Consider the following 15,105-nt stretch of genomic DNA (forward strand, 5'->3'; position numbering starts at 1 on the left):
TCCGTGGGCTGACGCTCCAGCACGGGTTGACGGCAACTCTTCGGCACGTGATTCGTTATGTGTCAGCTGTTCTAGCGTTCGCGGCGATGTGGATTTCGATTCCGGAGCCGGCCCCGCCACCGATGCGCCTCGACGCGGGTGCCACGGCGACCAGTGCGGCGATGCGTTCAGCGGGCTATGACTGGCTCGCCACGGACCGCCAGTTCATCGCGTTCGACCCCGCCGGCGACGGGCGGCTCATCGAAGTGTTCGGCTCACTCGCGTCGGCGCGGCGGGTGGCGGTGATCGTTCCCGGATCGGACACCAACCTGTCCACCTACGACCGTGGACTGGCCGTCAAAGCCCGTCAGCTATATGGAGAACTCCTGGCCGAAGACCCGTCAGCACGAGTCGCTGTAGTGGCCTGGCTGGGCTATGACACACCTGACGGCCTCGGGCTGGCCGCGGTACGCGAGGACCGTGCCGCTGCCGGAGCCGCTGAACTCGAGCGGTTTGTGTCCACGCTGCCGTCCACGGCCGAGGTGGTGCTGATCGGCCACAGCTATGGCACGGTCGTGGTGAGCTTGGCGTTGCCTTCTCTCGCGGCCCGTGTCACCGATGCCGTGTTCCTGGCCAGCCCCGGACTTCCCGTTGACCCGCCAGCCGGGGTGCGCACCTGGTCGGCGACGGCGACGTCGGACTGGGTGAACCGGGTGCCGAAGATCAGGATCGTGGGTCTGGGCCACGGGGACGCCCCATCGTTCACAGCGCTTCCCGTCGGCGAGGTGACCGGTCACGACGGCTACTTCACCGCACCCTCCACATTGGAGGCTATAGCGGGGGTGGTGCGCGGCGGTTAGTGTGCTCGTGTGAATAAGCGTGTTGTGGGTGCGGTGCTGCTCATTCCGGTGTTCATCGTGTGGCTGGTGGCGCTCGTGCTGCCAGCCATCCGGCTCGTGCGGACGAGTTTTCAGGACAGCCGCCCGTTTCGCCGGGACGAGACGCCAGAATATGTGGGCTTTGAGAACTACAGTGCCGTTGGCGACACGTTATTCGACGCGATCCTGTTCGGCATATCGCTCGCGATCCTGCCGCTGATCGTCTTCTTCCTCACCGGCCCTTTGCTCGGCTGGGCGTTCAGTCACGCCTCCACGCTGACCCGCAAAATCGCTCGTGTGCTGCTGGTCTTGCCGCTGGCCGCCTTCGTGCCCGCCGCGGCGGCGTTCGCCTGGGCGATGCGTGGCTGGCCCACCGACATGCCCGACCTTGACGAACTCGGCACCTATCAGGTGCTGGCGGTGGCAGCTGGAACATTCGGCCTGGTCACCGCAGTTTCCGTCACTGTCTACAGTGCCGTGTTCCGCCCCACCGGACGGCCGCGCTGGCTCGCCGCGCTCGCCATCAGCGGGATCGCCCTCCTCGCTGGCATAGCCATCGGCTTGCAGCAGTTCGGCATAGGCCACCTCATCTTCAGCCGCAAAGAGGCCCAAACGCTTGACTCACTTGCCTTCAGGCAGGCGTTCCAGACCATGCGGTTTGGCGCGGGCGCGGCCATCAGCACCGTCGAATTCGTCTTCCTGGCCGTTCTCGGACTGCTGGCCGCCGTGATCGTGATAGCCACCCGCCTGCGAATCGGTGTGTTGCCACGGTCGGCTGAGACCCGCCCGGCACAGCCGGCTGCCAGTGTGGGTGCCGTGCTCGCAGCGGCGGTTCTCGTTGCCATCGCGGTCAGGTTTCTGCTGCCGTGGTTCGGCGGGCTCGGCAACGAGGCCAATGACCGGCTGGAAGCCGACCTGATGGGCACCTGGATCGCGCCGTTGCTCACCACCGTCTTCGGCATCTGCATGGCTTTGCTGGGCGGGTTCGCGATCGGAGCGTTGCGCCCACTAGGAAAGTTCAGTGAGCTACTCCTGCTGCCCTTCGCCCCATGGCTTTTCACCGGGACCGGCATCCACACGGTGCAGAGCTTCACCGGCGCGGTCGACGACGGCGCGGTCGGCTCGTTCTGGAGCCTCGTTCCTCCACTTTGGATATTCGCGCCCGCGCTGTTCCTGTTCACTTTGCTGTTCCGTGGCCAAGCCGAGCAGAGCGGAAGTGTGCTAAGTAAATACCTGCCCGTGATCCCAGCGGTGGTTATCGCCGGCTTTGGCTTCTGGCTCCTTCAGGCCCAAGACTTCTTGTGGTCGCTGATCATGTCCAGTCCAGATGCGCTGGCGGCCCCGGCAGCGTTCACCGCGAGCATCGTTGGCTCCAACTACCGGTCGAGCATCGATGACGTCGCCTACAGCCTTCTCACACCGCTATGGCTGACCGTGCTTGTCGTCATTGGAGCCGCGGCAGCCCAGTGGTTCTACGCCGACCGGGTCGTCATCACGGCTGGCGCATCAAGCGCTGCCGTCGAGCCGCCAAACGACAATGTCACCGTTGGTGGGAGCGGAACTGTCGCCTGACCCTTCGGCGGTCACCATCGTCTTGCCATCCGGGCTGAAGACGATCGCGAAGACGGTGCCAGTGTGCTTCTGCTGCGCGGCTATTTCTTTAGGACTGGCCGGATGGCTAATGTCAAACAGCGTTACCCGGCCAGCCCCGTCACCGGTCGCCAGGGTCTTCCCATCGGGGTTGAACACCAGCTGCCCCACGCGATCTGGCCGTTGCGCCTCGTGGAGCTTCTTCGGGGACGCTGGATTGGTGACGTCCCAGAAGTAAAGGTTGCTTCTGTCGTCTGTGCTCACCATGAGCTTGCCGTCGCGGCTAAATGTGACATCGTGAGCGGCGTCCTGGTGATCCGCCAACTCCGCTAGCTTCGCCGGGGCGGCGGGATTGCTGATGTCCCACAAGCGAACGGACTTGTCCCAGCTGGCTGAGGCGAGCGCCTTGCGATCGGGGCTAAACGCGAGGCCGAAGATGTCCTTGTTGTGTTCCGTGATCGTGGCCAGCCGGCGGGGACTGTTCGGATCCTCCACCGACCAGAGAAACACTGTGCTGTCGGAGGAACCGATGAGCCTCGGGTGTCATGACGACGATCACCGCGGCCGCGGCGTTGATGCGGTCAAGAATGACCTGGTGCCATCGGTCGCCGGAGATGATTTTCGCGGTCGAACCAGACGTGAACACCTTTCGCCGCAAGGTATTCGGCCAGTCTGACCACGTATTCGCCGTCAGTGCCGTGCCTGTAGCTGATGAAAACGTGGCCATCGCCGTCTGAAGCGACCTGTGGCACCGCGACCCTCCCGCGACCGACCTATCCGGACTCACCAATCAACGAACGTGCCCATCTTAGGTGTCCCAGACAACGATGCGCTTCCATCGGCCGAGCGACGATCTTTGTGCGTAACAGCGGTTTGATCTTGCGTAAACTCGCAAGGCTACCTTGACGTGCCCGGTTGAAAGGTCAGCCGAAGGGATGAGTGCGTAGGAGACCCGGTACCCCCGAAACTTTGCGCGGATCATTGGGCGGGATTCACCACGGGGGAGTGCCATGTCTTGGCTGCGCCGCGTCGCTATCGCAACATCTGTGCTTTTTGGGTTAACGGTTGCGGTTCCTTCCGGGCAGCAGTTCCGGGGCGGCGAGTTCCCGCTCGCTGGCCTGTTTGAGCTGCTGTCGGCGAGACCAAGCTGGGCGGTCAGCCTCGACCCGCCAGCGGGCAAAGCTGGCGATGGTAAAGGATTGCCGCATCAGGCCGCTGAGACAGTGGCCCAGGCCAACGCCTCTGGCAAACCCAAAGTGAAGACCCCGGGCGCGCTCCCAGAGCAGAGCCAGCCGGTCAAAGCCGATGAGCCCGAGACCAAGACATCAGGCAAAACCGGGTATGTAGAAGGAAAATCCGTCTGGCTCCCCGATGAATCGTCCGAATACACCAACCGGTATCGCAACCCGGATGGATCAATCTCAAACCGCGTCTTCCAGAGCGCGGTTAACTTCCGTGGCACAGATGGGAAATTGCGCCCTATCAGCACGACCTTGCGTGAAGCGGGCGACGGCCGCTGGCAGACGGCGGAAAGCCCGGTAAAGGTCTCGGTGGCTGGGTTTATCAAGAGTTCGCCCGGCGGAGCCGAAGCGGCCACCTTCGCGGCCGAGGCCGCCGCGGGCACAACTGAGTCCGTTCTTGGCGCCAGTCCGACCACGACAGAGCTCGCTTCGGTGACGTTCCCCGGGGGCCAGGAGCTTGGCTACAGCATGCTTGACGCGCGCATCGCTCGTGGCGTCCAAGCTGGCTCGGCGGTGACCTATCGCGACGTCCAGCCCGGCATCGATGTCGAGCTTGTCGCCCTCAGCTCCGGCATCAAAGAGACGCTCGTGCTGAAGCGGCGCGTCCCGGGCAACAGCTGGGTGTTCCCGCTTCGCCTCAAGGGCCTCACCGCCAAGGTCGACGTTGACGGATCCATCGCGCTGATCGGCACGGACGGCAAGCCGGTCGCAGCCATTCCGCGGGGCTACATGCAGGACTCGAAGGTCGCTGCCGACGGCGAGTTCACGACGTCAAACGGTGTCACCTATGAGCTGATCACCGTGGACGGCCAGCAGGCGCTGAAGATCACGGCGGATAAGAAGTGGCTCGACGACCCGGCCCGCGTCTACCCGGTGGAAATCGACCCGACCGCCCAGCTCTGGGATGATCTCAACGACATCTACGTTGACGCGAGCGGCATTCAGGACATCAACTCACTGGGCGTTGGCTGCTTTGGCACGCCGTGTGACCGCAGGCGGGCCTTCCTCAGCTTCGCCAACTTCGGCTCTTACGCCTACGGCCCGCCAGCCAACAGCCTCTACGGCATGCGGATCACCGGAGCGAACCTGCACCTGTTCCACACCTGGTCAGAAGACTGCCCCTCGACCCGTTCCGTCGCCGCGTACCAGGTCGCGGAATCCTGGTCGCGCACCAGCATCCGGCACGGGAAGTACCCGGGTGCCAACCTCGGCCCGATGATCGGCGATCTATACATTTCGAACAACAGTCCCGCGTGCACGAACACCGGTGGCAACCGGACCATTGGCACGTGGTGGACGATGAACATCACGAACCTCAACATCTTCAACGAGTGGTCGCTCGACTACACGAAGAACCACGGCATCGCGCTGGTGTCCGAGAACGACGATGACCGCAAGGGCTGGAAGCGCTTCACTTCCCGCAACCACGATCCAGCTAACGGCTGGTACGCGCCATACATTGACTTCACGTGGGAATACAACACCCCGCCGCAGATCGAACGGCAGTTCCCGGCGTGGGGCTACAGCTCGCCAACGCTGAACCCGGAACTTCTGGTCACCGCGAAGGACAACGACGGCTGGCCGCGCGCGATGAACCATGTCTTCGAGATCTGGCCGCTTGGTGGCGCGGCCCCAGTGGCGACCCAGGACTCGGCGGCGACCTCGTTCCGGGTGCCAGACGGCGCGCTCAAGTGGGGGCAGACCTACCAGTGGCGCGTGCAATCAAACGACGGCAGGCATAACACCGAGGGAGACTGGCACATTCTCACCACGCCGGTCCCGCAACCGCCGATCACGTCAAGTCTTTCGCAAAACGGAGGTCACGGCTTCACGCCGACGACCGGTAACTACACCACCTCGGTCGTTGACGGCCCCGTGACGTCCACGGGACCGCCGCTGGCGATCACCCGGTCGTACAACAGCCGGGATCCGCGCACTACCAACGCTTTCGGCGCGGGATGGTCGTCCATTCTGGACGCTCAGGCAGCTGAAATCCCGGGTCAGGTCATCGTGACCTACCAGACCGGGCAGAACGTCGCCTTCGGCAAGAACACCGATGGGACCTTCCACTCCCCGCAGGGCAAGTACTCGACGTTCAAGGCCGTGACCAACCCGGCTGGATACGAGCTGACCGACAAAGAAGGCACGCGGCACGTGTTCACGGCCGCGATGGGCAACGGTGTCTACGGTCTGACGTCCATTACGGACATCCAGAACCGCACGCTGGAGCTGAAATATGAGAACGGCCGCGTGCGCTGGATCATCTCGCACGCCTCCAACCGCACCCTGCACGTGCGCTGGACGACAACGGGAACGCCGCGCGTGGATCAGCTGTCCACCGATCCGCTCGTCGCGGGCGACTGGAACACGGCCAACTACTGGCGTTACACCTACTCCGGCGACCTGCTGGACAAGGTCTGCCAGCCTGAGCCGTCGGACAACACCTCGTGCACCGATTACGACTACGGCACGAACACCCTGCAGCCAACAGCCGTGCTGGACGCGCGCCCACACACCTACCTCAAGCTCGACGAGCCGCTTGGCTCACTAACCGCGGCGAGCTCTGTCCACACGCGAGAGACCGCTATCGGGGTTTACTCCAACGTGACCCTGGGCACGGCTGGCCGGCCCGGAAGCCCGACGGCGGCGACCTTCAACGGATCGTCTTCATCGGTTGAGATCTCGGGCAAGAAGCTTCCGCTCGGGGCGCTCTATCAGACCGTCTCCGTGTGGTTCAAGACGACCGCTCCTGGCGTGATCTATAGCTACCAGGAAGGCCACATCAGCAACCAGGGCATCACACAGTGGAACCCCGCGCTCTACGTGGATACCGATGGCAAGCTGCGTGGAAAGCTCTGGAATGGCGCGACTCTGCCCTCGACGAGCACCCAGCGCGTCGATGACGGCCAATGGCACCACGCCGCGCTGGTCGGCTCCGGCGGCTCGCAGACGCTTTACGTCGATGGCGTTGCCCTGCCAGCGGTCGCTGGTGCGATCTCAAGCAATGGCCTAAGCCACGCCTACCTTGGCGCGGGCAAGTGGCACGGCTGGGACAAGACGCCGGCTGGCTCGATCGTGGGTTACCTCAACGGGCAGATCAGTGACTTCGGCTGGTTCGACCGTCCGCTCACCGAGGCTCAGGTCAAACTGCTGCACTCCAGCGGCAAAGCCGCCTCCTCGCCGCTGACGAAGATCACGCGTCCCGGTGGCGGAACCCAGGCCGAGGTCGTCTACACCAAGGCCGGAACCGTTGAGACCGTTAAGGACTCCAACGGTGGCACCTGGCGGGTCAGCGCACCGGAAATCTCGGTCAACGACCAGTCTTACTCCACGGCCGTCCTCGGCACCGCGCCACTGGACTACTTCAGGCTCAACGACTCCACCGGCCCGAACGCGGTCAACGAGGTTAGCGGCGGTTCCGCCACCTACAACTTCGTCACCCTCGGCGTTGACGGTGGCCCCTTCGGCGACAGCGTCGATGTCGCTTCGTTCGATGGCGAAACATCGCACGTCGCGTTGCCGCCCTTGAACTACGCCAACGGAAACCGCGAAAGCACCGTCAGTCTCTGGTTCCGGACCACGACCGCGGGTGTCCTCTATAGCGCGCAAAACCGGCCAATTTCTGACCAGACCGCGCCCAACTACCAGCCGGCCATCTATGTCGGAACCGACGGTAAACTCCGCGGCGGTTACTGGGGTAACGGAGCACCCGCACAGGTCACCTCGTCGAAGATCGTCACCGATGGGGCGTGGCACCACGTCGCGCTTTCCACCAACGGGACGAAACACACGCTATATGTGGACGGCATGCCGGCTGGTGACGTCACTTCCGCTTTGGCGATACAAGACTTCGGCGCTACGGTCTACAACTACCTTGGTGCTGGCAAGTGGACCGGATGGCCGGCGGTAACCAACACGGTCGGGCGCTTCAAGGGCCAGATGAGCGACTTCGCCTACTTCACGCGGGCGATCTCCGCACGCGAGGTTGAGACGCAGTTCGCCGCGCGGGACCGGGACCGGTCGGCTGGAGCGGCACCCTACTTGGCCGCGGCGATGACCACCAGCCCGCTCGACTACTTCCGTCTGGCTGACACCTCGGGGACGCAAGCTGCCAACCAGGTCGGCGGTGCGCCAGCCGCGACGTATTTCAACCCGAAGTTCAATGTGGACGGTCCGTTCCACGCGGCCACTTCCGCGGTCAGCTTCGACGGAAGCTCAACCTATGTTGGGTTGCCTGCCCGCGACATGGTTGGCGCCAACGGTGGCTCGATTTCCTTGTGGTTCAACGCTCCGAAGGACCGCGCGGGTGTGCTCTACGGGTATCAGGGCAGCACGCCGCCCAGCGACATCAACGCCTCCACGGGCTGGGTTCCCGCACTTTACGTCGACGTCGACGGAAAACTGCGCGGCAAGTTCTGGGATCCCAACGGCGCGAACAACCAGATGGTCAGCTCCGGCGTCGTCGACGACGGCGAATGGCACCACGCCGTGCTGGCCGCCACCGGAAACAGCCAGTCGCTTTACCTCGATGGCGTGAAGGTCGGCACGACAACCGGTGCTATCACTGGCTTTGGCGCCACCCATGCGAGCCTCGGCTCTGGCAAGTGGCACACCTGGCCCGGCACCACGGGATGGGTCGGCTGGTTCAGCGGCCAGATCGCTGAAGCTGGCTGGTACTCAGGCGAGGTCTCGCAGGCTCAGGTGACCTCGCTGTTCGCCGCGCGCGACAAGTCAACGAGCGTCCCGTCCAAAGTGGTCAAGGTAACCGACCCGATGAACGGCGTGACGTCTCACGTCTACGACATCTATGACGGCCGTCAGCTGGAGCAGGTCGACCCGTCCGGTGGGCGGACCAGGTTCGGCTATGACGCCGGTGGCTTCCTCTACTCGGTGACCGACCCGATCGGCAACGTGACCGTGGACGAACACGACACGCGGGGCAACACGATCGCGCGCACGACGTGCCAGGACTACTCACCGGACACGTGCTCGACGACCTACAAGAGTTACCACCCTGACGACGGCACGCCGCGCAGCAACAAGGTCACCGAGGTGCGCGATGGGCGTTCAGCGAACAAGGACGACAACACCTATCGCACGACCTATGCCTATGACGCGGCGGGGAACCAGACTTCGGTCACGGATCCGCTGGGCCGCGTGACGCGCACTGAGTACACGGATGGAAAGGTCATTCAAGCCAACATCGGTGGCCTTACCGCGAGCGGGCGCTATGTGCGGATGAACGGTCTCGTGCGCGGCTACCCGGCCGGGTTCTCCCTGTGGGACTTGGAGGTCTTTGGCCCTACGGGCAAGGATCTCGCCCGCGGCAAGACCGTTACCACATCAAGCATTGAGGGCCCCACCGTCCCGGGGCCGCTGGCCGTGGACGGCAATCCGCAGACCCGGTGGTCGAGCGCGCACACCGACAACCACTGGATCGTGGTCGACCTCGGTTCGGTGCAGTCGATCGAGCGCGTGAAACTGAACTGGGAAACGGCTTACGGCAAGGACTACACCATCGATGTGTCCACCGACGGCACGAACTGGACGACGGTCAAGTCGATCACGAACCAGGCCGTCGACTACATTCCGGCTGGATTGCCGTGGCGCACCACGACTCCTGGCGAAGAAGTGGAGACGGTGTCCTATTTGCTCAGTGGCGAAGTTGACTACACGATTGACTCCGCTGGGCTGACGACACGCTTTGGCTACGACACGCTGGGCCGTGCCGTGAGCAAGCGCGAGGTCTCTGACACTTTCCCGGCTGGTTTGCTGACGACCTACGCCTACGACCGTAAGAGCAGACTGGTCAAGCAAACGGATCCGTCTGTCCTGGACCGGATCATCGGCACGAAGGTGCATCAGCTTGTCACGACAGCTGAGTACAACTTCGATGATCAGATTGTGAAGACGACGCAGTCGGACGCTAACAATCTCGACACCGACCGGGTGGCGACCGTTCACTACAACCAGTTCGGCCAGAAGGACTGGGATCTAGACCCAGAAGGCAACCGCAGCGAGTACACCTACGACCTGCTCGGCCGGATGAAAACGCAGAAGCAGCCCGACTTGACCGTCGTGACAATGGAATACGACGCGAGTGGCCGCCCCGTGCTGACAAAGGTTGGCAATAAAGAGGTTGAGGCGCGGCGCTATGACAAGGCTGGCCGCCTGACCGTCAAGGTCGACGGCAACAAGTTCGAGACTCACTACGAGTACACACGCAACAACCTGTCCAAGACGGTCACCAAGGTTGACCCGATCTCTGGCGCACAGTTCGTCCTTGAGTCGAACAAGTACGACAAGGCTGGCAACCTCAAAGAGCGCCGCACGAACAACAACGCGACGCTGACCACCTATCAGGTCGACGCTGCGGGACGTAACTTCTCGCAGACTTTGGACCCGGCGGGCGTCAACCGCACGGTGTCGTATACGTACGCCCCGGGCGGCGAACTGATCTCCGCCAGGAACTCCGACGGAGCTAACTCTCAGGTCGTGGACTACATCTACGACGCGGCCGGACGTAAGACGTCTGAGACCATGTCGCAGAACGGCATGAGCGCTCTGGCAGGGCACTGGAAGTTCAACGAGACGTCAGGCACGACCGCCGCTGACGCGACACGTTCCTTCCCAGCGACCGGAACACCAACGTGGTCCAGTGAGCGCAACGGTTCGGCGGCTTTCGACGGCGTGGACGACAAGATGTCCACGGCCGGGCCGGTGCTGGACACGACGCGGGGCTACACGGTCTCGGCGTGGATAAAGATCGCTGACCGCAACGGTTTCTACGCCGCGGCATCGCAGCAAGCCATGCAGGTCAACGGTTTCTACCTCGGCTACGACAAGGGCGCCGACCGCTGGGCGTTCACCGTCTACAACTCCGACACCGCCGGGTCGGGCGTCGCCATGGCGACGTCGCCGGCCGCGCCGCCGCTAAACACCTGGGTGCACCTCACCGGTGTCCGCGACACGGCGGCCAACCAGACCAGGCTTTACGTCAACGGCCAGCTTCAGGGCACCCTGAGCAACCCGCCAGCGGCGTTCGCCTCCAAGGGCCCGTTCGTTGTTGGCTCCTACCAGTACAACGCGACTCCTGGCGGATTCCTCAAGGGCGGCGTGGACGACGTTCAGGCCTACCAGTCGGTGCTCAGCGCCGCGCAGATCACCGGTGTCTACAACGGAACCGGCCCTGCCGACGCCACCGCCATCCGCACGAGCTGGAAGCTCGACCAGCGCGGTCTGCCCAAGTCGGAGACCAACCCGAATGGGCACACCACGGAGTATGTGTTCGACGAAGCCGGGCAGCTGGCGATCTCGACGGCTCCGGAAATCACCACCGAGCAGCACCAGATCGTCAGCGGGCAGGTGGTCACGGGCACTCCAGCCAACCTGTTCCAGATGACTTCCATCGCCTACAACACCTTCGGCGAGGCGGTCGAAACGAAGGACCCGCGCGGAAACCACACCTATGTGGAACGCGACAGGACTGGTGAAGTGGTATCCCAATGGATGCCGGACTACACCCCGCTCGGTTCCTCGACGGCCATCGAAGCGGTGTCGCACACCGAATACGACTCGATGGGCCGGGTGAAGAAGACGACCGACCCGCTGGGTCACGAGACGTCGTACCAGTACGACGCGTATGGACAGCTGTGGAAGGTCACGGCGCCCGACCTTGGTGTCACCGAATACACCTATGACGACAACGGTCAGGTGACCCGGGTCAAGGACGGCGAAGGCGGCATCGCCTACACCGAATACGACTTCCTGGGCCGCCGCAAGCACATGACCCAGGTGATCAGCCAGGGCGTGGAGAACCGGACCACGTTCGGCTATCACGCCAACGGCTGGATGGCCAGCACGACCCCGCAGGGCCGCGCGTCCACGACGTTCGAGCACAACAACGCGGGCGAGCGCACGAAAGTCATCGACGGCAAGGGCAACGCGACCCTGGTGGCATATGACTTCGCTGGCCGCGAGAAGACCATCACCGCACCGGATCTGAGCTACAGCGAGATCACGTACGACTTCGCGGGCCGTGTCCTCAAGCAGGATCAGAAGAAGGGGACGACTGTCCTCAACACCGTGCAGATGTCGTATGACGCCAACGGCAACCCGGTGTCGGTCACCGACGGGCGCAACACGACGTCGACGTTCACCTACAACCCCGCCGACATGCTCATCGAGGCGAAACAGCCAGTGATTACCGGTCCAGAGCCAGAAACCATCATTACCACTTTTGGGTACGACGTAGCTGGCAACAGGACACGGTTTACCGACGGCCGCGGAAACCAGTTCCGCACCACCTTCAACACCTGGGGTCTGCCTGAGTCGCAGATTGAGCCCGGCGATGCCGTGTTCACTACGCTCTACAACGCGGCAGGACTGCCCGTCACACAGCACGCTCCCGGTGGCGTGACCACGACGTCGGAATACGACGCCGTGGGCCGCCCGACTCGCCTGTCAGGCACGGGTGCCGAGGCGACGAGCATCGACAAGGTGTTTGAGTACGACAAGGTGGGCCGCACCAAGAAACTGTCCGGTCCGGGCGGCGACAACGTGCTGACCTACGACGGACGCGGCTTGCTGACCTCGGTCACCGGCCCGTCAGGCAACTCGTCTTACTCGTACACCCTGGACGGGCTGCTCGAACAGCGCATCGATGCTGCCGGAACCACGGCCTACACCTACGACTCGATCGGGCGCCTCGAGCGCACCGCCAACGGTGACCTTCAGCTCGACTACAAGTACGACGAGATGTCGCGCGTCAAGGAAATCATCCACGGCGGCAACGGAAACAAGCGCACCTTCGGGTACGACGACCTTTCGCGCCTGCGGACGGACACGCTCAAGACGTCGTCTGACGCACTCGTCGGCAAGATCGAGTATGAGTGGGACAACAACTCGAACCTGACGCGTAAGGTCTCGACCGGTTTCGCTGGCGGATCCGACAACCACTACACCTACGACCTCGCCAACCGCCTGGTCGAGTGGAACAACGGCACGACTCCAACGACGTACAAGTACGACCGTTCTGGCAACAGGACACAAGCTGGCGCCAAGGACTTCGAGTACAACGGGCGTAACCAGCTCGTGTCGTCCGACAACGACAACGTCACCTACACGTACACCCCGCGGGGAACGCTGGCGGCGACCACCACCGGAACCGTTAGTGTGCCAACACAATCGGACGCCTTCGGCCAGGTTATTCGTCAGTACTCGTCGGCGACGGCTTATTCCGAGTACACCTATGACGGTTTGGGTCGTGTCCTCAAGCCCGGGTTCTCCTACACCGGCTTGGGTAACGACCTGGCGGCTGACCCCACGGGGACCTATGTCCGCGACGCCAGCAATGAGCTCGCGGGCGTGCGCTCAGGCGCAGCAAGTGTCTATGCCTGGACGGATCTGCACACCGACGTGGTCGGACAGTTCGGCGCCGCGTCAACGGCCCTAAGCGGATCGACCACCTACGATCCCTATGGCAAGGTGACGGCCTCCACGGGAATGCTCGGCAGCCTTGGCTACCAGTCGGAGTGGACCGACACCTCAACCGGCCGCGTCAACATGCACGCGCGCTGGTACAACCCCGAGACCGGCCAGTTCGACTCACGCGACGCCGCCAACGTCTCGCCCGTGCCGAACTCCGGCTCGGCCAACCGTTACGCCTACGCGGCCGGCAACCCGATGACGCGCATGGACCCCTCCGGCAACGACTGGATGTCCAACTGCAAGAGCATCGGCGGCTGCATCGTCCAGGGCTTCGTCAACTCGTTCGACGCCATCAGCGCGATCAAGAAGATCTGGGGCGCACTGTCCAACGTGGAGCAAACGGTCAAGAACATGGCCAACTCCATGAAGCAGGAAGCCAACAAGTGGAAGAGCAAGATTCGCGGCATGCTGCCGGGCGGCATCTGCGGCATCCCCTTCGTCGGCGGCTCGATCTGTGACGGCGTCGCCTTCATCGGCGGATGGGCCTGTGCCCTGTCAGGCGTCTGCGAAATCGTCGACGACTGCCTGGGCGGCAACACCCTCAAGTGCGCTGAACATGTCGGTGAAGCCCTAGCCGAAGTCGTGATGGGCATCCTGTCCGGCGGCGCCGCGGCAGTCGGCAAGTTCATGCTCAAACGCTTGATCAGCAAGTTCGACTTGCCCGGCAAGAACCGAGATAACAACAACAATAACGAGGACTACAGCTCCAACTACAACGAAGCCGACGAGCGCGCAGAGAAGGACGCGATTCGCAACAGCAAGAACAACAAGTCCAACAACAGTAAGTCCAATAACAACAACAGCAAGTCCAACAACAGCAAGTCAAATAACGGCAAGGGCAACAGCGGAGGCGGCAGCAAGTCGTCTAACAACAAGAGCAATGGCCCGAAGTCCAGCGCCGGCGCCAAGCAAAGCCCGCCCTCACCACCGCCCGCAAGCCAGCGTCCGGAAGGCCGGGACACCTCGCCACCACCTGTGGGTTGCCAGCGCAAGCACAGCTTCAACCCCTCGACCCCAGTCCTCATGGCTGACGGTCAGGCCAAGGCGATCGGCGACATCAAGCTAGGCGAGAAGGTCGCCGCGACCGACCCTGCAACGGGTGAGACGACGGCACAAGCCGTGACCGTGCTCCACGTCAACCTCGACCGTGAACTGACGGACGTCACCTTGACGCCCGTTGGCGAAGGTGAAGGCGACGCAAGCACCCGCGGACCGACCACCAAGCTGGAGACCACCCAGAACCACCCGTTCTGGGATGTCACCACCGGTACATGGGTCGACGCCAAGGACCTCAAGCCTGGCACGTCTAAGGTCACCGGCCCTGATGGCGACCTCCAGTTGGTCGTCGCCATCGACAACTTCACCGGCGCCGAACAGATGCGCGACCTCACCGTCGCGAACATCCACACCTACTACGTGGTCGCCGACACGACCCCAGTCCTCGTCCACAACAACGACCCTTGCGAAACGGTCGTGCTTGGCCTGAACCACCCATTCGGTGGTATTGGCAGCGATGCGTTGGCGAAGCGACTGTCGGACTGTGGATGTAATGCGTATACCTACAACGGGAAACGCGACGGTCTCGGCAACCTTGAAGAAAACGGTAACTATCGTTGGATGAATATGGTGACTACTGCACTAAAGGATCCAAAGCGGTCGATCGCAGTCACGCTAGATGGGCTCACAGGCAAGGACGCGTTGGAGAAGTTCACTAATGCGGTGCGTAGCGGTGTCCACATAAGTGCGAAGACCATCGATGACAACGGAACCAACTGGGAACTGGCGGCCCTTTCCCGGGTGCTGGCATTCGGCAGCCGGTCGCCGGATAGTGTTTCCTGGTATGTTGGCGGGGAGAAGTTCAGCTCGGAAGAAATCGGATTGCCGACTACCGAAGCGGGCTGGCTTGCCCTCCGCGGGCTTGGGTGAGC

5 protein-coding genes are annotated in these 15,105 nt (G+C 63.1%); 3 read left to right on the top strand and 2 right to left on the bottom strand.

From position 1 onward, the window contains the following. The first annotated feature begins 47 nt into the window (after positions 1 to 47). The gene (locus A3E1_RS0101515) at positions 48 to 839 is read left to right on the top strand and encodes an alpha/beta fold hydrolase (protein WP_020518980.1); all 792 of its coding nucleotides are present in this window, start codon (positions 48 to 50) and stop codon (positions 837 to 839) included. A gap of 9 nt (positions 840 to 848) precedes the next feature. After that, positions 849 to 2,429, top strand: a complete 1,581-nt coding sequence (locus A3E1_RS0101520; RefSeq protein WP_157631245.1) for a hypothetical protein — start codon at positions 849 to 851, stop codon at positions 2,427 to 2,429. Here the strand turns inward: A3E1_RS0101520 and A3E1_RS0101525 are convergent. Next, entirely contained in the window at positions 2,364 to 2,942 is a 579-nt protein-coding gene (locus tag A3E1_RS0101525; protein ID WP_157631246.1) for a WD40 repeat domain-containing protein, read from the bottom strand. The two genes, A3E1_RS0101520 and A3E1_RS0101525, sit on opposite strands and share 66 nt — an antisense overlap. 86 nt (positions 2,943 to 3,028) lie before the next feature. After that, the gene (locus A3E1_RS49000) at positions 3,029 to 3,199 is read right to left on the bottom strand and encodes a TIR domain-containing protein (RefSeq protein WP_169454350.1); all 171 of its coding nucleotides are present in this window, start codon (positions 3,197 to 3,199) and stop codon (positions 3,029 to 3,031) included. A 294-nt stretch (positions 3,200 to 3,493) separates the two neighbouring features. Here A3E1_RS49000 and A3E1_RS0101535 point away from each other — a divergent pair, with 294 nt between their 5' ends. Then, positions 3,494 to 15,103 carry a LamG-like jellyroll fold domain-containing protein gene (locus A3E1_RS0101535; protein WP_169454351.1) on the top strand — a complete coding sequence of 3,870 codons (11,610 nt, stop codon included), beginning with the start codon at positions 3,494 to 3,496 and terminating at the stop codon, positions 15,101 to 15,103. The last annotated feature ends 2 nt before the right edge of the window (positions 15,104 to 15,105 follow it).

The organism is Catelliglobosispora koreensis DSM 44566 (assembly GCF_000379685.1).
GTDB classification, from domain to species: domain Bacteria; phylum Actinomycetota; class Actinomycetes; order Mycobacteriales; family Micromonosporaceae; genus Catelliglobosispora; species Catelliglobosispora koreensis.